The sequence below is a fragment of the Mesorhizobium sp. M1307 genome, from assembly GCF_040318155.1.
Taxonomy (GTDB): Bacteria; Pseudomonadota; Alphaproteobacteria; order Rhizobiales; family Rhizobiaceae; genus Mesorhizobium.
Map to the genome: position 1 here is coordinate 191696 of NZ_JAMYLR010000008.1, position 20195 is coordinate 211890.

17 protein-coding genes are annotated in these 20195 nt (G+C 63.1%); 8 read left to right on the forward strand and 9 right to left on the reverse strand.

The features are described 5' to 3' along the window. The first annotated feature begins 27 nt into the window (after positions 1–27). A complete protein-coding gene (gene mscL, locus NKH16_RS12980; RefSeq protein WP_352457754.1) occupies positions 28–450 on the forward strand; it encodes a large conductance mechanosensitive channel protein MscL in 423 nt (140 codons plus the stop codon). Between the two features lie 111 nt (positions 451–561). Then, on the forward strand, positions 562–1728 hold the full coding sequence (locus NKH16_RS12985; protein WP_352899727.1) for a pyridoxal phosphate-dependent aminotransferase: 1167 nt from the start codon (positions 562–564) through the stop codon (positions 1726–1728). 150 nt (positions 1729–1878) lie between these two features. Here the strand turns inward: NKH16_RS12985 and hemA are convergent, their stop codons facing one another. Then, complete coding sequence (gene hemA / locus NKH16_RS12990) at positions 1879–3156, reverse strand: 5-aminolevulinate synthase (RefSeq protein ID WP_352448656.1); 1278 nt, start codon at positions 3154–3156, stop codon at positions 1879–1881. Between the two features lie 265 nt (positions 3157–3421). On the opposite strand from hemA, the gene galE reads away from it, so the two are divergent. Both galE and NKH16_RS13000 read left to right on the forward strand, forming a co-directional pair. Further along, entirely contained in the window at positions 3422–4417 is a 996-nt protein-coding gene (gene galE / locus NKH16_RS12995; protein ID WP_352448657.1) for a UDP-glucose 4-epimerase GalE, read from the forward strand. A gap of 43 nt (positions 4418–4460) precedes the next feature. Next, complete coding sequence (locus NKH16_RS13000; protein WP_352457738.1) at positions 4461–5711, forward strand: D-amino acid dehydrogenase; 1251 nt, start codon at positions 4461–4463, stop codon at positions 5709–5711. 36 nt (positions 5712–5747) lie between these two features. Here NKH16_RS13000 and NKH16_RS13005 read toward each other — a convergent pair whose 3' ends face one another. The 7 genes from NKH16_RS13005 to NKH16_RS13035 form a co-directional block, all read right to left on the reverse strand. After that, positions 5748–7118, reverse strand: a complete 1371-nt coding sequence (locus NKH16_RS13005; RefSeq protein WP_352838438.1) for an FGGY-family carbohydrate kinase — start codon at positions 7116–7118, stop codon at positions 5748–5750. Then, positions 7115–7432, reverse strand: a complete 318-nt coding sequence (rhaM, locus tag NKH16_RS13010; RefSeq protein WP_352448660.1) for an L-rhamnose mutarotase — start codon at positions 7430–7432, stop codon at positions 7115–7117. Before rhaM ends, NKH16_RS13005 begins: the two co-directional genes overlap by 4 nt. Continuing rightward, positions 7432–8433 (reverse strand): ABC transporter permease, encoded by a 1002-nt coding sequence (locus NKH16_RS13015; RefSeq protein WP_352448661.1) that lies wholly within the window; start codon positions 8431–8433, stop codon positions 7432–7434. Before NKH16_RS13015 ends, rhaM begins: the two co-directional genes overlap by 1 nt. Continuing rightward, positions 8430–9407: an ABC transporter permease gene (locus NKH16_RS13020; RefSeq protein WP_352899731.1), complete on the reverse strand. Its 978-nt coding sequence runs from the start codon at positions 9405–9407 to the stop codon at positions 8430–8432. The genes NKH16_RS13015 and NKH16_RS13020 overlap by 4 nt, the downstream gene beginning before the upstream one ends. Continuing rightward, complete coding sequence (locus tag NKH16_RS13025) at positions 9404–10945, reverse strand: sugar ABC transporter ATP-binding protein (RefSeq protein WP_502911694.1); 1542 nt, start codon at positions 10943–10945, stop codon at positions 9404–9406. The genes NKH16_RS13020 and NKH16_RS13025 overlap by 4 nt, the downstream gene beginning before the upstream one ends. An 83-nt stretch (positions 10946–11028) precedes the next feature. After that, positions 11029–12024: a rhamnose ABC transporter substrate-binding protein gene (gene rhaS, locus NKH16_RS13030; protein WP_352541324.1), complete on the reverse strand. Its 996-nt coding sequence runs from the start codon at positions 12022–12024 to the stop codon at positions 11029–11031. Positions 12025–12079: 55 nt separating this feature from the next. Further along, on the reverse strand, positions 12080–12889 hold the full coding sequence (locus tag NKH16_RS13035; RefSeq protein WP_023677380.1) for a DeoR/GlpR family DNA-binding transcription regulator: 810 nt from the start codon (positions 12887–12889) through the stop codon (positions 12080–12082). Positions 12890–13076: 187 nt separating this feature from the next. On the opposite strand from NKH16_RS13035, the gene NKH16_RS13040 reads away from it, so the two are divergent. The 3 genes from NKH16_RS13040 (at position 13077) to ggt (ending at position 18965) form a co-directional block, all read left to right on the forward strand. After that, complete coding sequence (locus NKH16_RS13040; protein WP_352899735.1) at positions 13077–15179, forward strand: bifunctional rhamnulose-1-phosphate aldolase/short-chain dehydrogenase; 2103 nt, start codon at positions 13077–13079, stop codon at positions 15177–15179. 180 nt (positions 15180–15359) lie between these two features. Beyond that, positions 15360–16652: an L-rhamnose catabolism isomerase gene (rhaI, locus tag NKH16_RS13045; RefSeq protein ID WP_352838434.1), complete on the forward strand. Its 1293-nt coding sequence runs from the start codon at positions 15360–15362 to the stop codon at positions 16650–16652. Positions 16653–17228: 576 nt separating this feature from the next. Beyond that, positions 17229–18965: a gamma-glutamyltransferase gene (gene ggt, locus NKH16_RS13050; RefSeq protein WP_352899738.1), complete on the forward strand. Its 1737-nt coding sequence runs from the start codon at positions 17229–17231 to the stop codon at positions 18963–18965. A 63-nt stretch (positions 18966–19028) separates the two neighbouring features. Here the strand turns inward: ggt and NKH16_RS13055 are convergent, their stop codons facing one another. After that, positions 19029–19370, reverse strand: a complete 342-nt coding sequence (locus tag NKH16_RS13055) for a hypothetical protein (protein ID WP_292663955.1) — start codon at positions 19368–19370, stop codon at positions 19029–19031. 64 nt (positions 19371–19434) lie between these two features. Between NKH16_RS13055 and NKH16_RS13060 the strand changes: the two genes are divergently transcribed. Further along, positions 19435–20013: a hypothetical protein gene (locus tag NKH16_RS13060; RefSeq protein ID WP_352899741.1), complete on the forward strand. Its 579-nt coding sequence runs from the start codon at positions 19435–19437 to the stop codon at positions 20011–20013. The last annotated feature ends 182 nt before the right edge of the window (positions 20014–20195 follow it).

Below are 20195 nucleotides of genomic sequence, written 5' to 3' on the forward strand. Positions count from 1 at the left end.
ACGGCCGGTCAGGACAAGGAGGGTCGAATGCTGAAAGAATTTCAGGAATTCATTTCCAGGGGCAATGTGATGGACCTGGCCGTCGCCGTCATCATTGGCGCTGCCTTCGGCAAGATCGTCACCTCGCTGGTCGACGACATCATCATGCCGGTCATCGGGGCGATTTTGGGCGGATTGGACTTCAACAACTACTTTCTGCCCTTGTCCTCGGCCGTTAACGCCACATCGCTGGCTGAGGCAAAGAAACAGGGCGCGGTCTTCGCCTATGGCAGCTTCATCACCGTGGCGCTGAACTTCCTTATCCTCGCCTTCATCATCTTCGTGATGGTCAAGGCGGTGAACAATCTGCGCCAGCGGCTGGAGCGTGAAAAACCGGCCGCCCCGGCCGCTCCGCCGCCGGCCGACGTCGCGCTGCTCACCGAAATTCGCGATCTCCTCGCCAGAAAGTAGCGCCTGCGGTAACTTTCTGGACCAAAACCCCGGTCGCTTGCGGCCGGGGTTTTCTGTTTTCGTCCGCCCTGAAACACGCTAGCAGTCGAGCAAACGAAAACGGACCCATCCATGACCCTGATCGATACTCTGCGCGCCGAAGCGCGGGCGGCGCCTGAAAGCGGCATTGTCGCCGTCATGAACCGTGGCCGCGGCCGCGACGGCATGATCCCGCTCTGGGCCGGCGAGGGCGACCTGCCGACGCCTGCCTTCATCACCGATGCAGCCGCCAAGGCACTCGCTGGCGGCGAGACCTTCTACACCTGGCAGCGGGGCATTCCCGAACTCAGGCAGGCGCTCGCCCGCTACTATACCAGGCATTTCGGCAAGACTTTCGCCAACGAGGAATTCATCGTCACCGGCTCCGGCATGCACGCCATCCAGATGGCCATCGATGCGATGGCCGGCAAGGGCGACGAACTCGTCTACCTGTCGCCGGCATGGCCGAACTTCGCCGCTGCCGCCGGCGTCGCCGGCGCCGTGCCGGTCGCGGTCACGCTCGACCAGTCGGGCAATGGCTGGTCTTGCGATGCCGACAAGATCGCAGCGGCGATCACGCCACGGACCAAGGCGCTGTTCGTCAACACGCCGTCCAACCCGACCGGCTGGACCGCCGACAAAGAGACGCTGCAGGCGATCCTCGACCTTGCCCGTGAAAGGGGCCTGTGGATCATCGCCGACGAGATCTACTCGCTGTTTCATTACGGCCATGGCCGCGCGCCGTCCTTCATCGACATCATGGCCGATGAGGATCGCATCCTGTTCGTCAATTCCTTTTCCAAGAACTGGGCGATGACCGGCTGGCGCATCGGCTGGATCAAGATCCATCCCGCCTTGCAGCAGGTGTTCGAGAACCTGGTCCAGTATTCGACGTCCGGCGTTGCGCAGTTCATGCAGCGCGGCGCCGTCGTTGCCCTCGATGAGGGCGACGCCTTCATCGTCGAGCAGGTGGAGCGGGCGAGGGCGGCGCGCGACCTGGTGTGCGGCATTCTCGCCGAAACCGGCAGGGCGCGGTTCACCGTGCCGCAGGGCGCATTCTATCTGTTCTTCGCGGTCGACGGCATCTCCGATTCCCGCGCTGCCGCCTTCGACATGGTCGACCGCGCCAATGTCGGCCTGGCTCCCGGCACCGCCTTCGGCCCCGGCGGCGAAGCCTTCCTCAGGCTGTGCTTCCACCGCCGCCTCGACCAGCTCGAGGAAGCCGCACACCGGCTGGCGAAATGGATGAAGAGTGTGTGAGCTGCCTCGAAGCCCGAGTTGAAACTCGCTCCGGCGAGTCAGCTGGAGTGGGTTTCGAGAACCGGAGCGCAGCGGACATTTGGGTCCGTGAGCACCGGAAGCGCAGAAAGCCGCGTCAGATGGCCGCCGGAGTAGAGTTTCAAACGGGCTTCACCCGCCCGACTTCGGCACCAGCAACGGAATGACGCGGTCGCTCTTGGCGACCGACGGTCGGCCCGCCGAACCGTAGGGAATCCCCAACGCATCCCATGTCTCGACCAGCGCGTCCTGCAGGGACGCAATCAACGCGTCCGAATGGAACGGTGTAGGCGTGATGCGCAGCCGCTCGGTGCCGCGCGGCACCGTCGGGTAGTTGATCGGCTGGATGTAGATGCCGTGCACACCGAGCAGGCGGTCGCTGGCCATCTTGCAGAGCTCGGGATCGCCGACCAGAAGGGGCACGATGTGGGTAGGCGACTCCATCACCGGCAGGCCGGCCGCGGCCAGCACTTGCTTGGTCCGTGTCGCCTGACGCAGCTGCGCATCGCGCTCGGCCTGCGAGCGCTTGAGATGGCGGATCGAGGTGGTTGCCGCGGCAGCGATCGCCGGCGGCAACGCCGTGGTGAAGATGAAGCCCGGCGCATAGGAGCGCACCGCGTCGATCACCGCAGTGTTGCCGGCGATGTAGCCGCCAAGCGTGCCGAACGCCTTGGCCAGTGTGCCCTCGATGATGTCGATGCGGTCGGCCAGCCCTTCGCGCTCGGTGATGCCGCCGCCGCGCGGCCCGTACATGCCGACGGCGTGGACCTCGTCGATGTAGGTCATGGCGTTGTAGCGCTCGGCGAGATCGACGATCTGCTTGATCGGCGCGATGTCGCCGTCCATCGAATAGACGCTCTCGAAGACAATCAGCTTGGCGCGCTCGCGGCCGGCCGTCTGCAGCAGGCTTTCGAGATGCGCGACGTCGTTATGGCGGAAGATCTTCTTCTCGGCGCCCGAGCGCCGCACGCCCTCGATCATCGAAGCGTGGTTGAGCTCGTCCGAGATGATCAGGCAATTGGGAAGCAGCTTTGCAATGGTCGAGATCGACGCCTCGTTGGAAACAAAGCCGGAGGTGAAAACCAGTGCGGCTTCCTTGTCGTGCAGGTCGGCCAGCTCCAGTTCGAGCTCGACCAGCGGGTTGCTGGTGCCGGAAATGTTGCGGGTGCCGCCGGCCCCCGACCCCATCTTGCCTGCCGCCTTCTGGAACGCGGCAATGACGTCGGGATGCTGGCCCATGCCGAGATAGTCGTTGGAGCACCAGACGGTGATTTCCTCGGCGCGGCCATTGGCGCGCCAGATGGCGCGCGGGAATTTCCCGACGATACGCTCAAGGTCGGCGAAGACGCGGTAGCGACGCTCCGCATGGAGCTGGTCGATCGCTTCCTCGAAGAACCGCTGATAGTTCATGTCGCCTTCCCAGTTTTGCGCGGGATCATAGTCATTGGCCTTTTCGGCGTCCACCTGGCCTTTTTGGTCAAAATGCCACGCCCCGTGCCTGTTCCTAACGACCACGGAACGTGGCCTATTCCCTTGATGTGGATCAATCTTGTTTCAGGACAATGCCACGCGCCGATGAGACTGGTTACCGCAGGTTTTAATGGCCTGGCGGCAGATTTTCCAGTACGGCGACGATTAAGACAGTTCCGATAAATCATGAATAGCGAGGATGCGGATGACGGTTTTGGTGACAGGCGGGGCCGGCTATATCGGTAGCCATATGGTCTGGGAATTGCTGGACACGGGCGACAACGTCGTCGTCCTCGACCGGCTTTCCACCGGCTTTGAATGGGCGGTGGCCCCGGAAGCAAAGCTCGTCGTCGGCGACGTCGCCGACAGGGAACTGGTCGCCTCGATCATTCGCGACAATAAGGTCGACGCGATCATCCATTTCGCCGGCTCGATCGTGGTCCCCGAATCGGTTGCCGACCCGCTTGCCTATTACGAGAACAACACCTGCAAGACGCGCACCTTGATCGAGACCGCGGTGCGCGAAGGCGTGCCCAATTTCATCTTTTCCTCGACCGCCGCCGTCTATGGCGGCGCCGGCCTGGAGCCGGTGCGCGAGGATGCCCGGCTTGCGCCGGAATCGCCCTATGGCCTGTCCAAGCTGATGAGCGAATGGATGCTGCGCGACGCGGCGATTGCCCATGGGTTGCGCTATACGGCGCTGCGCTATTTCAACGTCGCCGGCGCCGATCCGAAGGGCCGCACCGGCCAATCGACGCCCGGTGCCACGCATCTGATCAAGGTCGCTTGCGAGACGGCGCTCGGCAAGCGCCCCTTCATGCAGGTGTTCGGCACCGACTATCCGACACCGGACGGTACCTGCATGCGCGACTACATCCACGTCAGCGACCTGGCGGCGGCGCATCGGCTGGCGCTTCAGCGGCTGCGTGCCGGCGGATCGAGCCTGGTCGCCAATTGTGGTTACAGCCACGGCTATTCGGTGCTCGAGGTCATCGACAGCGTCCGCCGCGTCTTCGGCCATGATTTCGACGTGCGGATGGGCGATCGCCGCGCCGGCGACGCCGCCGCGGTCGTCGCCAATTCGGAGCTGGCGCGCGGCGAGCTCGGCTGGACCCCGCAGCGCGACAACCTCGACCAGATAGTTGCCGATGCGCTTGCCTGGGAGCGCATCCTGACCAGCAAGAATTCGGCTCTGGGGTGAAGTGGGCTCTCCGCAAAGGTTGGTTCAGCGCGCTGGGGGCGGAATGAAAATCCTGGTGCTTGGGGCCGGCGTCGTCGGTACGGCGGCGGCCTATTATCTGGCCAGCGACGGCCATGAGGTGACGGTGATCGAGCGCCATCCGGCGGCAGCACGCGGCACCAGCCGGTCGAATGCCGGCCTGGTGTCGCCCGGAGACGCCACCGCCTGGGCCTCGCCCGCCGCGCTGAAGACGTTCCTGCGCGGCCTCTACAACCACGATCTCGGCATCAAGGTGCGGCTGCGCTTCGATCCGTATTTTTTCGCCTGGAGCCTGCGCTTCCTGCGCCAATGCACGCATAAGCGCATGCGCGCCAACACCGACGTCAAGCTGCGTCTGGCGCTCTATTCGCGCGACTGCATCAACGCCGTCTCCGCCGAAACCGGCATCCACTACGACGAGCGCAAGAAAGGCATTCTCTATTTCTTCCGCTCGCAGCAGAGCTTCGATACCGGCACCGACAATTATCGCTATCTCGGCGAACACGGCCTGCCGATCGAGATCGTCGGCCGCGAACGGCTGGTCGAGCTCGAGCCCGGCCTTGCCGGCGCCAAGGACAAGATAGCCGGCGGCGTCTATTCGCCGATCGACCAGACCGGCGACTCCAGCCAATTCACGCAGCGCCTCGCTGCCTATGCCGCCGAGAAACTCGGCGTCCAATTCCTCTACGGCACCACTGTCGAAGGCCTCGACATCGACGGTGGCCGAGTGCGCGCGGTGATGACCTCGGCCGGCCCGATAATCGGCGACGCGGTGGTCATTTCCATGGGGCCGGAGAGCGGTCTGCTCGGCCGCCGCTACGGCATCGACCTGCCCGTCTATCCCGTGAAGGGCTATACCGTGACTGTTCCACTGGAAGATGGAAGCAAGGGGCCGATCATGGGCGGCGCCGACGAGGACCGGCTGATCGGCTATTCCAGGCTGGGAAATCGGCTGCGGATGTCCTCGACGGCGGAGTTCACCGGGTTCGACCGCACGTTCAAGCCACGTGATTTCAACTCGATCCTGAACACCGGCAAGGACCTGTTCCCCGGCGCTTTCGACGAGAGCAAGGCTGAGCTCTGGGCTGGACTTCGCCCGATGATGCCGAACTCCGTGCCGGTCATCGGCCGGGCGCGGTACGACAATCTCTACCTCGACACCGGCCACGGCCATCTCGGCTGGACCATGGCCTGCGGTTCGGGAAAATTCCTTGCTGACGTGGTCGCCGGCCGCAAGCCGGAGATCGATCCGCAAGGATTGCTCTACAGGAACTAGGCATCTCCAGACATCAGGGCGCCATGAGCTCGGCGGTCAGGTTCGTTCGTCGACCGCCGAACGCCAGGAGCGTACGTAACTTGTCCAGAGTGGATCGGCCGACGGTTCGGTCCTTTCGCCTCTGCCTTGCGGTGTCCCCTGGTCCGACGCCAGCAAGGCGGCGCCGATGCTGGTGCCTGTCGCAGCCTCGGAGGCAATGACGGCGCGCGCCGCCGCCGCAGCCAGCATGCGGGTGAACAGCCGGTTGCGGGCGAAGGGTCCTTCGACGATGGTGGGACCGTCCGCGCCGATCAGGTCGAGGCAGGTCGCGGTCATCAGCGCCAGGTAGAACGAGATGGCGACAAAGCGCTGGCCGACGCTCATACCGTCCGCGTTAAGCCATGATGCGGTATGATGCGGAAACGGCCCCGAACCCTGTTGGGTCGAGGGCAATAGGGACGTCTTGCGCGCTAGCACCGTGGCAACATCGTCTTCCGTCCAGTTCTCCGATTGGCCCTCGGTCAGCACGGAAAACTCGCGGCCACCCATGAAGCGCGCCGAGGGCACGGGATCGCCGAGCGCGTTGACATTGACCAGCGTATCGCGTGCCGGGTCGAGCGCGATCTTGTTGCCGCCGACTGCCATCGACACCACCCAGGTGCCGGTCGAGACCACGGAGAAAGGCGGTCTGTCGGACAGGAGATGCGGCAGCAGCGAGGCGTTGGAATCGTGCAGGCCGCAAAACACCGGCGTTTGCGGGTCGAGGCCGGTTTGCCGCGCGAGAGCGGGCAGGATCGGGCCCAAGCGGTCCTTGGCCTGCCGCACCGGCGCCATTAGCCGGCGCCATTGCAGCCGGTCGACCAGCGACGAAAAATCCGCTTTCCACGGGTTCCACAGATCGGTGTGGCAGCCGAGCGAAGTCACCTCGCTGGCGGCGACGCCGGTCAGGCGCAAGGCCCAGTATTGCGGATACATCAGGATCGCGGCGGTTCTGGCGAAATCCGCCGGAAAGCGCTTCTGCTGCCAGAACAGCTGCGCGCCGAGATTGAGGCCGGCCGGCAGGCGCGGCGTGCCGGTCTCGGAGAACGCCGGACGGATCGTGTCATAGTCCCCGGCAAGGGCATCCGGCCCGTCGAATTCGTAGTCGAGCACCGGCAGCGCCAGTTCGCCTGATGCGTCGACCAGCACGCCCGTAGCGCCATGGGTGGTGATCGATATCGCATCGATGCGCTGCTCGCGATCGATCTCGGCCAGGCTGCCAAGGATAAACGCCCATAACCGCTCGACGTCATGGTGCGGGTACGGGCCTTGCCGAACCGGCTCGTTCACCATCCTGCGCAGCGCGACTTCGCTTGCCGCGGCAAGATCGACCAGCGCCACCTTGGCGTTGGTCTTGCCGATATCGATGACGGCGACGTGGCGGGTCATTCCATATGGAACATTGTTTCCAGCGGCACCGCCACCGGCTCGTTGTTCGGCTTGGTCTCCATGATGTCCGCCATCTCGGCCCACCAACGCTGCATCACCGGATGCTTCGGCAATTCGTCCATGCCATGGTCGTCACGGCGCCACAGCACGCCGAACAAGGTGTTGGTCTCTTCGTCGAGATGGATCGAGTAATCGGAGATACCGGCCTGCTTGAGCAGCGCGACCAGCGACGGCCAGATGTCGTCGTGGCGCCTCTTGTATTCGGCCTTCATGCCCGGATTGAGCTTCATCTTGAACGCGTATTTCTCCGGCATCAGGCAAAGCGCTCCCGCCGTACTCGCCGCCACAGGATCGGCAGCGCGATGACGATGATCAGCAGCAGGCCGATGAAGATCGACATAACGATCCCCGGCACGTTGAGCAGGCCGAGGCCGAAGGTCACCAGTCCCATGATGAAGGCGGCCAGCACCACACCCAGAATGCTGCCGGCGCCGCCCAGGATGCTGACGCCGCCGAGCACCACCATGGTGATGACTTCCAGCTCGTAGCCCTGTGCGATGGACGGCCGGGTCGAGCCGAGCCGCGATGTGATCAGCACCGAGGCGATGCCCGCCATCAGGCCGGTCAGGCAAAACAGGATGAATTTGATACGGCCGACGCGTACGCCGGAAAACTGCGCCGCGACCGGGTTGTTGCCGATGGCAAAGACCCGGCGGCCGAAGCTCGTCCGGTGCAGAAGGAACCAGTAGACGACTGCCGCGATCAGGAAAAGCGTCAGTTCGAACGACACCACCCACCAGACATAGCCCTGGCCGAAGAAGGCGAAGCTCGCGGGATAGCCCTTGTAGGCCTGGTCGCCCAGGATGATGAAGGCAATGCCGCGAAACAGGCTCATCGTGCCGATGGTGACGACGATCGACGGCAAGCCGAGCCTGGTGACGAGCAGTCCGTTGAAGGCGCCGCAGCCGAGCCCGACGACGAGGCCGATTGCCACCAGTTCAGGCATGCCGGCGCCGGCCTGCACCGCCATGCCCATCATTGTTGACGCCAGCGCGATGATGGCGGCCACCGACAGGTCGATTTCGCCGGAGATGATCAGCAGCGCCATGGCCAGCGCGATCAGCGCCTTTTCCGTGAAGTTGAAGGTCAGGTCCGACAGCGACCACGCGTCGAGGAAATAGGGCGAGGCAAAGCTGTTGACGGCAAAGATGGCAACCGCCACGACGACCAGCAGCGCCTCCCATGAGAAGATCGCCGACGTCAGCGGCTTGTCGAGCCGGTCGGGAATATGGCGTGGGGCAGGGGTGTCGGTCATGCCGCTTCCGCCTTCTTGAGGATGATGCGGCCTTGCCGGCGTTCGCCGCGCGCGTTGAGCACCACGGCCAGGATGATGGCGCTGCCTGAAATCGCCATCTGCCAGAACGGTGAGATGTTGATCACCGGCAGCGCGTTGGAGATGATGCCGAGGAACAGCCCGCCGAGCACCGCGCCGCCGACCGAACCGATGCCGCCGGCAATCGAAATGCCGCCGATGACGCAGGCGGCGATGATATTGAGCTCATAGCCGTTAGCGACCTCGACCGAGGCGATGACGTAGCGCGAGATCCACAGATAGCCGCAGAGGCCGCCGATCATCCCCGAGATGCAGAAGACGATGAATTTCGTCCGGCCGACATCGATGCCGGCATAGACCGATGCTGTCGGGTTGACGCCAATGGCATAGATCGAGCGGCCGAGCGCGGTGCGAGTCATCACGAGGAAGAACAGTGCAATAACCAGCAGGGCGATCCACGACAGTACCGGAATGCCGAGGAAAGCCGCGCGCTGCAACCCGATGAAATCAGCGCTCATCTGGTCGGCGTTGACCCAGGCGCCGCCTGAAATGACGAACGTGGCGCCGCGGTAGATGGTGAGGGTGCCGAGCGTTACCACGATCGAGGGAATGTTCAGCCGCCATACCAGCAGGCCGTTGATGGCGCCGAGCACCAGGCCGACCAGAAGTGCGATGACGATCAGCAGCGGGATCGGGATCGCCGGATGCGCGGCGTTCAGCATTGCCACCACCATGCCGGTGAAGCAGAGATTTGAAGCCATCGACAGGTCGATCGAGCGGGTCAGGATGACGACCATCTGGCCGAGCGCCAGGATCATCAGGATCGACGTGTCGTTGAACACCTGGCGCAGGTTGGCCGGATCGGCAAAACCTGGAAACCGCGTGGAGATCAGCCCGATCAGCACGACGATTGCCGCCAGCAGCCAGACCTCGCGGCATTTGAGAAGAGCCTTCATGCCGCGATCCCCGCTGCCGTCCTGACCAAGGTTTCGGCGTCGAGCCCTTTATTGTCATAGACCGCGGCAATGCGGCCCTCGCGCATAACGACGACGCGGTCCGACATGCCGAGGATTTCCGGCAATTCGGACGACACCATGATCACCGACAGGCCTTGCGCGACGAGCTCGGCCATGAAGCCGTGCACGGCCGCCTTCGAGCCGATGTCGATGCCCTTGGTCGGCTCGTCCAGGATGATCACCTTGGGCGCGGTCGCCAGCCATTTGGCGATGACGATCTTCTGCTGGTTGCCGCCCGACAGCGTGCCGACGTCCTGGCTGAGCGAGGAGGCGCGCAGATCGAGCCGCTCGGTATAGGAGCGGGCCAGCGCGAACTCTTCGGCCAGCCGCAATATGCCGGATTTGGATGTCCGTTTGAGCGAGGGCAGCGAGACATTCTGGAAGATCGGCAGGCCGATCACCACGCCTTGCTTGCCGCGCTCCTCCGGCACATAGACGATGCCGGCGTCGATCGAATCCGCCGCCGATTTCGGCGCGATTGCCTTACCCTCCAGCGTGATCGTGCCGCCGCTGGTGCGGGTGATGCCTGATATCGCCTGCATCACCTCGCTGCGCCCGGCGCCGACAAGGCCGTAGAAGCCGAGGATTTCGCCCCTGTGCAGCTCGAAGCCTATGTCGTCGAACTCGGTCGGGTGCGACAGGCCGGAGACGGCCAGCACCGGCGCGCCGATCTCGGCCTTGCGCTGCGGAAAGATGTGATCGACCGAGCGGCCGACCATCATGCGCACGATCTGGCTCTGGCCGGCGTCCTTGATCAGGCCTTCGCCGACCATCTCGCCGTCGCGGAACACGGTATAGCGGTCGGCGATGCGGTAGATCTCATCGAATTTGTGGCTGATGAACAGGATCGCCTTGCCGTCGCTCTTGAGGAATTCGATCAGCAGGAAAAGCTCTTCGATCTCCTTCATCGAAAGCGCTGCCGTCGGCTCGTCCATGATGACGATCCGCGCGTCGATGGACATGGCGCGGGCAACCGCGACTAGGTGCTTGTTGGCAATGCCGAGATCCTTCAGCCTGGCGTCGGCGTCGATATGGCCGGCGCCCATCGTGTCGAGCACCTCGCGGGCATTCTTGCGCATGGTGCGCCAGTCGATGGTTTTGAAACGCGTGCGCGGCGCATGGCCGAGGAAGATGTTTTCGGCCACCGTCAGGTCGTCGAACAGCACGGTTTCCTGGTGGATGGCGGTGATGCCATGCCCGAACGCGGCGTGGGCGCTGGGCAGTGTGACCGGCTGGCCGTCGATGCTGATCGTGCCAGCATCCGGCTGGTAGATGCCGGTCATGATCTTGACCAGCGTCGACTTGCCGGCGCCGTTTTCGCCGATCAGCGCGGTTACCTGGCCGGGATAGAGCGACAGGCCGACATTGTGCAGCGCCCGCACGCCGGGAAAGCTTTTCGAGATGCCGGACAGCGTCAGGCGCGGTCCGGATGACAAAGGCGCTTCATTTGCCATTTCGTGCTGGGCTGTCGTGTCCATAATCGTATCAAGCCCTGTAGCAAGGTTCGTTTGAAAGCGCGGCGGAACCTGAGCCCCGCCGCACGGTTTCGAAGGTTCCAGGATCAATAGATCTTGGAGAACTTTTCGATGTTCGACTTGTCGAACTGGAAGGGCGGAGCCATCGCAGCCGAGTTGGTGTCGTCGAGCGTGACCTTGCCGACGCGGCCGATCGACAGCGTAGCACCGGGCTTGGCCTCTTCCTTCTTCACCGCCAGGTCGTGGGCGAGGTAGACGGCGGAGTAGCCGAGATCGATCGGGTTCCACAGCGCAACCGCCTGGCTGGCGCCATTGTCGATGAACTTCTTGAACTCCGACGGCAGCGCCAGGCCGGTGACGTTGACCTTGCCGATCAGGCCTTCATCGGTCACCACCTGCGCGGCGGCAACGACGCCGACCGTGGTCGGTGCGATGATCGCCTTGAGGTTCGGATAGGACTTCAGCAGGCCCTTGGCTTCGTCCGTGCTCTTGGCCGAGTCGTCGTCGCCATAGACGGTGGCGACGAGCTTGATCTTGGGGAACTTCTCCGGCAGCACCTTCTTGGCCGCGTCGATCCAGGCATTCTGGTTGGTCGCGGTCGAAGAAGCCGACAGGATGGCGACATCGCCGCCTTCCGGCAGGTAGTCGGCGGCCAGCTTGATGATGGTCTCACCGATCAGGTTGGTATCGGAGGGGTTGAGGTGAAGCTGGCGTCCTTCCGGCGCGACGCCTGAATCCCACGAGATGACGGTAATGCCGCGCTGCATCGCCTTCTTCAGCACTGGCACCAGCGCGTCGGCGTCGTTCGCCGAAATGGCGATGGCATCGACCTTCTGGGCGATCAGCGAATTGACCACTTCGATCTGCGCTTCGGCGGTCGCCTTGGTCGGGCCGGTGTAGATGATGTCGACATCGCCGAGTTCCTTGGCCGCCTCTTCGGCGCCCTTGTTGGCGGCGTCGAAGAAGCCGTTGCCGAGCGACTTCACCACCAGCGCGATCTTGACGTTTTCGGCGTAGGCGGCATTCACGAACATGGCGGCGGAGAACGCCGCCGTAACCATCAATTTCTTCAGAAAGCTCATCGAATATCCTCCCTTGAGCGTTGCATTCCATCGCCGCTGCGGGCGTGAGTGGTTCTCAGGCCTGCAGCGAAGATTCTTCCTTGTTGGTTGCCGTTGTGCGGGCGATGATCAGCGTCACGCCGGCGGTCTCCAGCATCTTGGCTTCGCGATCCTCGATGGCGTCGTCGGTGATCACCGTGGCGATGCGCGACAGGCCGCACAGGATCAGGCTCGAGCGTTTGCGGAACTTCGAGGAATCGACCAGCACCACCAATTCGTCTGCCTGGTCGATCAGTTTCTGCTCCGCCTGGATCAGCAGCGGGTCGCCTTCCATAAGACCGAGCGGCCCCAGCCCTTGCGCGCCCATGAACATGCGGCGCGCGTAGAAATTGCGCGTCACGTCATTGTCGAACGGCGACAGGATGATGTTCTGCTCGCGGTAGATGGTGCCGCCCGACAGCATCACCGTGTTCTTGGAGTGCCTGAGCAAGTGCTCCGCGATCGGGAAGGAATTGGTGAAGATCGGCATGCGGCGGCCGGTCAGGAAATGCACCATCTGGAAGGTGGTGGTACCGCCATTGATGATGATCGGCTCGCCGTCCTTGCACAGATCCACGGCTTCCCGCGCGATTGCCCGCTTCTGCGAAGCGTTGATGGTTTCGTTGACGGAAAAGGGCCGGCCGGCAAGGCCGATGAACTGCGGCGGCGAAAGCGCCTCGGCGCCGCCGCGCACCCGGCGCAGCCGTTTTTGCACATGCAATGCCGCGATGTCGCGCCGGATCGTCGCCTCCGACGACTCCGTCAGGTCGACCATCTCCTGCACCGTCACCACAGGCTTTTCCTGGACGGCGGACAGAATGATCCTGTGGCGCTCTTTCTCGTGCATGGTTCCTCCCTGCCGGAGCATCTAGTCACCCAAAGCGCGCAGTGTCAATCATTTCCGATCAGATAATTTCATTGTGCAATGCAATATGACTGATATTGATCGTTTGTGATTGACAAGGCCGCCGCTTGCGTAGAAATTCGTACAAAAGGGACCCGCGCCGTTTGCGTGTCCCAAAGGGAGGATACCTATGCTCGACAAGCGCTCCGGCACGCGCCTCGCCAATCTTTGGGATGACGCAAAAGCGCAAGCAATGAGCGAGCCCGAACGTCTGGTCTACCGCTCGAATGTTCTTGGCTCCGACAAGCGCGTCACCAATTATGGCGGCGGCAACACCTCCTCCAAGATCTGGCAAAACGATCCGCTCACCGGCGAGAGCGTGGAAGTGCTGTGGGTCAAGGGCTCGGGCGGCGACAGCGCCTCGATCAAGCTCGACGGCTTCGCCACGCTCTACATGGACAAATTGCGCGCGCTGAAAGGTCTCTATCGCGGCCTCGAACATGAAGACGAGATGGTCGGCTATCTGCCCCATTGCACCTTCAACCTCAACCCGCGCGCGGCTTCCATCGACACGCCGCTGCATGCCTTCGTGCCGAAGCCTTATGTCGACCATATGCATCCCGATGCCATCATCGCCATTGCCGCCGCCAAGGATTCGCAGGCGCTGACCAAGGAGATCTTCGGCGACACGATCGGCTGGCTGCCATGGAAACGTCCGGGCTTCGAGCTCGGCCTGTGGCTGGAGAACTTCTGCCGCGAAAACCCCGAAGCCAAGGGTGTCGTACTGGCCAGTCATGGCCTGTTCAGCTGGGGCGACACGCCGAAGGAATGCTACGAGACGACGATCTCGGTGATCAACCAGGCGATCGACTGGTTCGAGCGCAAGAGCAAGGGCAAGCCGATTTTCGGCGGCGAAGTCGTCAAATCCCTCGATGCGCCTGCGCGTCGCGCCGTGGCCGCAAAACTGATGCCGAGGATCCGTGGCCTGATCTCGGAGAACAGCCACAAGCTCGGCCATTTCGACGATTCCCCTGCCGTGCTCGAATTCGTCAATTCCAGGGATTTGCGGCCGCTGGCGGCACTCGGCACGTCCTGCCCGGACCACTTCCTGCGCACCAAGATCCGGCCGCTGGTCATCGAGTTCGACCCCCAAAATCCCGACGTCGATGCCGTCATTGCCCGTCTTGCCGATGATGTGGCGGAGTATCGCGTCGGCTATCAGGCCTATTATGACCGCTGCAAGCACGCGGATTCGCCACCGGTGCGCGATCCGAACGCCGTCGTCTATCTGATGCCCGGCGTTGGCATGTTCACCTTCGCCGGCGACAAGGCGACGGCGCGCATATCGGGCGAATTCTACGTCAACGCCGTCAACGTCATGCGCGGTGCCTCGACGGTCTCGACCTATGTCGGCCTGCCCGACCAGGAAGCCTTCGACATCGAATACTGGCTGCTCGAAGAGGCAAAGCTGCAGCGCCTGCCGAAACCAAAGGCTCTTGCCGGCCAGATTGCGCTGGTCACCGGCGGCGCCGGCGGCATCGGCCGGGCCACCGCCAGCCGGCTGCTGCGCGAGGGCGCGTGCGTCGTGCTGGCCGATATCGACGAAGCAGCCCTTGCCAGCGCCAATGACGAGCTTGCCAAGGCCTATGGCAAGGATTTCGTGCGGGCCGTAGTCATCAACGTCACGTCCGAGGATCAGGTGATCTCCGGCTTTGCCGAAACGGCGGTCGAATTCGGCGGCATCGATATTCTGGTCTCCAATGCCGGCCTGGCCTCCTCGGCGCCGATCGAGGACACCACGCTGACGCTGTGGAACAAGAACATGGACATCCTGTCGACCGGCTATTTCCTGGTTTCGCGGGAGGCGTTCCGGCTGTTTCGGGCGCAGAAGATCGGCGGCAACGTCGTCTTCGTCGCCTCCAAGAATGGGCTTGCCGCATCGCCAAACGCCGCCGCCTATTGCACTGCCAAGGCCGCCGAAATCCATCTGGCACGCTGCCTGGCGCTGGAAGGCGCGGAAGCGCAGATCAGGGTCAATGTCGTCAACCCCGACGCTGTGCTGCGCGGCTCGAAGATCTGGAGCGGCGAATGGAAGGAACAGCGCGCCGCCGCCTACAAGATGTCGACCGACGATCTCGAGGAGCACTACCGCTCGCGTTCGATGCTGAAGCGGTCGGTGTTCCCCGAAGACATCGCCGAGGCGATCTATTTCTTCGCCTCCGATATGTCGGCCAAATCGACCGGCAACATCATCAACGTCGACGCCGGCAACGCACAGAGTTTTACGCGATAAGCGACCGTCTTTGAGGGTTGCGCTGCCCCTCATCCGCCTGCCGGCACCTTCTCCCCGTATGGTGACGGGGAGAAGGGAAGCGCTACAACGCCGGTGATCCCCCTCTCCCCCTTGTTTTTTACGGGGAGAGGGTAAGGGTGAGGGGCAGCGCCGACCAACGCAAATTGGGAGGAAACCACCATGTCCGAAACCATCATCTCCGCCGACCTCGTCGATAGGCACAATGCCGCGCGCGATGCCGACCTCAGACGCGACTACGAGTCTCTCGGCGAGCGCCTCGACCGCCGCGGCATCGCCATCGACGCCATCCGCGACAAGGTCGAGAAATTCGCCGTCGCCATCCCGTCCTGGGGCGTCGGCACCGGCGGCACCCGCTTTGCCCGCTTTCCCGGCGCCGGAGAGCCGCGTGACATTTTCGACAAGATCGAGGACTGCGCCGTCATCCGGCAATTGACGCAGGCGACGCCGACCGTCTCGCTGCATATTCCCTGGGACAAGGCCGATCCGAACCGGCTGAAGCAGGCGGCATCCCGCTTCGGCCTCGGCTTCGACGCCATCAACTCCAACACCTTCTCCGACGGCAGGGACCAAAAACTTTCCTATAAATTCGGCTCGCTGTCGCATGCCGATGCAGCAACACGCCGGCAGGCGGTCGAGCACAATCTCGAATGCATCGAGATCGGCAGGACGCTGGGCTCCAAAGCGCTGACGGTATGGATCGGTGACGGCTCGAACTTTCCCGGCCAGGTCAATTTCGCCAAGGCATTCGAGCGCTATCTCGACGCGATGAAGGAGATCTATGCCGGACTGCCGGACGGCTGGAAACTGTTCACCGAGCACAAGATGTACGAGCCGGCCTTCTATTCGACCGTCGTGCAGGATTGGGGCACCAATTACATCATCGCCAAAGAGCTTGGCGACAAGGCGTTCTGTCTGGTCGACCTTGGCCATCACGCCCCCAACGTCAACATCGAGATGATCGTGTCGCGACTGATCCAGTTCAAGAAACTTGGCGGCTTCCATTTCAACGATTCGAAATATGGCGACGACGATCTCGACGCAGGCTCGATCGATCCCTACCGGCTGTTCCTCGTCTTCAATGAACTGGTCGATGCCGAGCTTGCCGGTGCCGAAGGTTTCGATCCGGCCCACATGCTCGACCAGAGCCATAACGTCACCGATCCGATAGAAAGCCTGATGTTGTCGGCGGTCGAGGTGCAGCGCGCCTATGCCCAGGCGCTGCTGGTCGACCGCAAGGCGCTCGAAGGCTTCCAGGACGCCAATGACGCGCTGATGGCGACGCAGACGCTGAAGACAGTCTATCGCATCGACGTCGAGCCGATCCTTGCCATGGCGCGGCTGAAGACCGGCGGCGCCATCGATCCGGTCGCCGCCTACCGCGCCGCCGGCTACCGGGCGAAGGTCGCAGCCGAACGGCCGGCGGTGGCGAGCGTCGGCGGCGGGATTGTTTGATGTTGAGGGTGAAAATGAAAAACCCGCCTCGGGAGGGCGGGTCATTGGAGCCAATTAGCACCATATCCAAATTAGTAGCATAGCTGCCGGCACAAAGCAAGAACAAAGTTGCTGTGTAACTGAAAAATTCTGAGAGCCGCGATGAAGCGTGGCCTTGCTACCAACGCTGCGGCGCTCAGAAGTTACGGCATGGATGCTAGGGTCTCCGCGACGTCGCTTCGCTCCTGCTCCGCCCTAGGATGACGAAGGCGTGAGGGCCTACAGCTAATCGCAGATGTTGGGGATTGGCGGCTGATGGCAATGGCAAACGTTGCAGGCTAGCGGCTGCTGGCAAATCGCAAACTTTCGGGATTAGCCGATACCTCCCTCCCTTCGTCATCCTAGGGCGGAGCAGGAGCGAAGCGACGTAGCGGAGACCCTAGGATCCATGCCGTTGCAGTCGCCAAAGATTGCAACGGCGGTTGCGAGGCGAACCGGCACAGGCGTGCGAACCCTCCCGATTCTTTCGATCTTCGCAGTAGACTCAACCGCTCCAAGCGCGTTTCCTAGGCACACCCCCACGCTCGGAGAACGGCCATGCACAACACCCGCCGAACCCTAATCGCCGTCAGCCTTTCCCTCACCCTGACCTTCGTACCCTTCCTCGCCTATGCCGCCTCGCCGCAGCCGGCGAAGGGCGAGCACGGCATGGTGGTGACCGCCCAGCATCTTGCGTCTGAGGTCGGCGTCGAGGTGCTGAAGCAGGGCGGCAACGCGGTCGATGCCGCGGTCGGGGTCGGCTATGCGCTGGCCGTGGTCTATCCGACCGCCGGCAATATCGGCGGTGGCGGCCTCATGACCATCCGCTTCAAGGACGGCCGCTCGACCTTCCTCGATTTTCGCGAGCGCGCGCCGCTGGCCGCGACCAAAACCATGTATCTCGACAAGGACGGCAAGCCGGTAAAAGGCGCCAGTCTCGACGGCTATCTGGCGGTCGGCGTGCCGGGCTCGGTCGCTGGTTTCGAGATGGCGCGGGAGAAATACGGCACGCTGTCGCGGCAGGACTTGCTGGCTCCGGCCATCCGCTTTGCCAAGGAAGGCTTCGTGCTGGAGCAGGGCGATGCGGCCTCGCTCCAGGGCGGCGCGGAGCGGTTGGCAAGGGACCCAGCGGCGGCGGCCATTTTCCTCAAGCCGGACGGCAAGCCCTATGCTGTCGGCGAGCGTCTTGTTCAGCCCGACCTCGCGGCTTCGCTGGCCGCCATTTCCGAACGCGGGGCGGATGCCTTCTACAAAGGCGCGACCGCCGACGCCATCGTCAAGGCGAGTGGCGAGAAGGGCGGCATTCTGGCCAGGGCTGATTTCGAAAACTATGCGGTGCGCGAGCTCAAGCCGGCAACCTGCAATTATCGCGGCTACGAGATCATTTCCTCGCCGCCGCCGAGCTCCGGCGGCGTCATCATCTGCGAGATCCTCAACGTGCTTGAGTTCTATCCGTTGTCCTATCTCGGCGCCGGTTCGGCCGAGACGGTTCACGTCATGGTCGAGGCGATGCGCCACGCCTATGTCGACCGCAATTCGGCGCTCGGCGATCCCGGCTTCATCGACAATCCGGTCGCAAAACTGCTCGACAAGAATTACGCCAGGGAAATTCGTGAAAAGATCGATCCGTTCCGGGCCGGCGTCTCGCAGGAATTGATGCCGAAGGGTTTTGGCGAGAGCAAAGAGACGACGCATTTTTCGATCATCGACAATGATGGCAATGCCGTCGCGGTAACCTACACGCTGAACGGCTCTTTCGGCGCCGGCGTTGTCGCCGCCGGCACCGGCATCCTGCTCAACAACGAGATGGACGATTTCACCCAGAAGCCCGGCGTGCCCAATCTCTATGGCCTGGTCCAGGGCGAGGCGAATGCGATCGCGCCGAAAAAGACGCCGCTGTCGTCGATGAGCCCGACCATCCTCGCCAAAGACGGCAAGCCGTTCATGGTCATCGGCAGCCCCGGCGGTTCACGCATCATCACCATCACGCTGGAGGCGATCGTCAACGTCGTCGACCACGGTATGAACATCCAGGAGGCGATCGACGCACCGCGCATCCATCACCAATGGTTGCCCGACACGGTCTATATCGAACCTTTCGGCCTGTCACCCGATACCGAAAAGCTGCTTACCGGCATGGGCTACCGCCTCGATCTTGCCGACACGACCTGGGGCCAGGCGGCCGGCATCCTGGTCGGCGGCAAGAGCCTGGCGGAAATCGAGAAGGGTGGCGGCGCCCGCTACAATGGCGCCATCGACAGCCGCGCCGCAGCCGGCAAGGCTATCGGGTATTAACCCCAAAAAGTGGGAACCGGTTTTCGGATAAGATCATGGTCAACAAGAAGATTGCGCCTTGCTTCAGGTGACCAGCGCGATCGTCGACGCAATCAGCATCAGCGCCGCGATGCCGACGAACAGCGCGTAGATGCGCGGCCGGTCGAGCAGAAGCGCATTGCCGGATATCCATGCTGCAGTGGCGCCACCAAGCGCGAAAAAGAAGGTGCTGCGGCGCCCGAAGCTCAAGCCGGCAGCCATCAGGCCACCGATGATCAGGGCGCCGAACACGATGATCACGGCGACTGCGTATTTTTCGAAATCGTTGCTGCCGGCGCTCGGGCCGATTGCGTTCAACCTCGACAGATCGTCCGGATCGAACGGGCTGGTCGACCCATATTCGTCTTGACCGACAGGCTCATGCATTATTCGTTCTCCGCAAACCGACAGCAAATCATCAAGCCTCGTCGAGCGCAACCGCTCGCCGAACGTGATCGGCACGGTGTTCAACACTTTCTGGCGACGGCTTGCCAGAGATTTTTGGATGCGTGCTTTGATCGCCCCGCTGCCAAGCCTGGTCAAGCGCTTTGCCCGAGCTGAATCTTCATGCCGCCCTGGCCAAGGACTGCGTTGCCTGAACGGAAGCCCCAAGCACCGCCTGTGCGGCGTCGGCCTGCCTTTCATCGACATGCGCCAGCACCAGGATCACACCTTGTGCGGCATCCGGCTGGCCTGGCTGCTTGCGGATACCGGGCGATGTCCCGAAAAGTCTGTCGGCGACGCAGCCCAAGGCTGCACCGACGAGGGCCGATGCCAGCCATCCCGCGCCGAGGGGATCGATGCCGGGGATATCGAAGGCGCCGAGGCCGGCCAACAAGCCCGCCGCCGCGCCAAGGGCGGCACCGGCGCCTGGACCGCGCAAGACGGCGCCGATTTCGTCATCATAGGGTCCGATGACACTGATTTCGTGGCGGGCGATCCCTGCCGCCTGAAGCGCTTCGACGGCACGCGCCGCCTGGTCATGGGAATCAAAAAGTCTGCTGATTGTTCGCATCGAAACTGCCTGTGAGGCCCCCCGGCCCTCGACGGTACGGCGGGTTCCTGCTGAGCGACGACGCCGAGGAACCGCCTAACGCATACGTCGCCCCCCCCGGCTTTGCGAGGGGCGGGGGGCGGGGGGCCGCACCTTTACCGGCAAAGGAGATGGTGGCGGTGTGTGGCCGGGCGTGGGGGGCGCCCGCGGGGGGGTTT

Coding starts and splice junctions, on each gene's coding strand:
- mscL (WP_352457754.1), top strand. CDS start 28: ATGCTGAAAGAATTTCAGGAATTCATTTCCAGGGGCAATGTGATGGAC.
- NKH16_RS12985 (WP_352899727.1), top strand. CDS start 562: ATGACCCTGATCGATACTCTGCGCGCCGAAGCGCGGGCGGCGCCTGAA.
- hemA (WP_352448656.1), bottom strand. CDS start 3,156: ATGAACTATCAGCGGTTCTTCGAGGAAGCGATCGACCAGCTCCATGCG.
- galE (WP_352448657.1), top strand. CDS start 3,422: ATGACGGTTTTGGTGACAGGCGGGGCCGGCTATATCGGTAGCCATATG.
- NKH16_RS13000 (WP_352457738.1), top strand. CDS start 4,461: ATGAAAATCCTGGTGCTTGGGGCCGGCGTCGTCGGTACGGCGGCGGCC.
- NKH16_RS13005 (WP_352838438.1), bottom strand. CDS start 7,118: ATGACCCGCCACGTCGCCGTCATCGATATCGGCAAGACCAACGCCAAG.
- rhaM (WP_352448660.1), bottom strand. CDS start 7,432: ATGCCGGAGAAATACGCGTTCAAGATGAAGCTCAATCCGGGCATGAAG.
- NKH16_RS13015 (WP_352448661.1), bottom strand. CDS start 8,433: ATGACCGACACCCCTGCCCCACGCCATATTCCCGACCGGCTCGACAAG.
- NKH16_RS13020 (WP_352899731.1), bottom strand. CDS start 9,407: ATGAAGGCTCTTCTCAAATGCCGCGAGGTCTGGCTGCTGGCGGCAATC.
- NKH16_RS13025 (WP_502911694.1), bottom strand. CDS start 10,945: ATGGACACGACAGCCCAGCACGAAATGGCAAATGAAGCGCCTTTGTCA.
- rhaS (WP_352541324.1), bottom strand. CDS start 12,024: ATGAGCTTTCTGAAGAAATTGATGGTTACGGCGGCGTTCTCCGCCGCC.
- NKH16_RS13035 (WP_023677380.1), bottom strand. CDS start 12,889: ATGCACGAGAAAGAGCGCCACAGGATCATTCTGTCCGCCGTCCAGGAA.
- NKH16_RS13040 (WP_352899735.1), top strand. CDS start 13,077: ATGCTCGACAAGCGCTCCGGCACGCGCCTCGCCAATCTTTGGGATGAC.
- rhaI (WP_352838434.1), top strand. CDS start 15,360: ATGTCCGAAACCATCATCTCCGCCGACCTCGTCGATAGGCACAATGCC.
- ggt (WP_352899738.1), top strand. CDS start 17,229: ATGCACAACACCCGCCGAACCCTAATCGCCGTCAGCCTTTCCCTCACC.
- NKH16_RS13055 (WP_292663955.1), bottom strand. CDS start 19,370: ATGCATGAGCCTGTCGGTCAAGACGAATATGGGTCGACCAGCCCGTTC.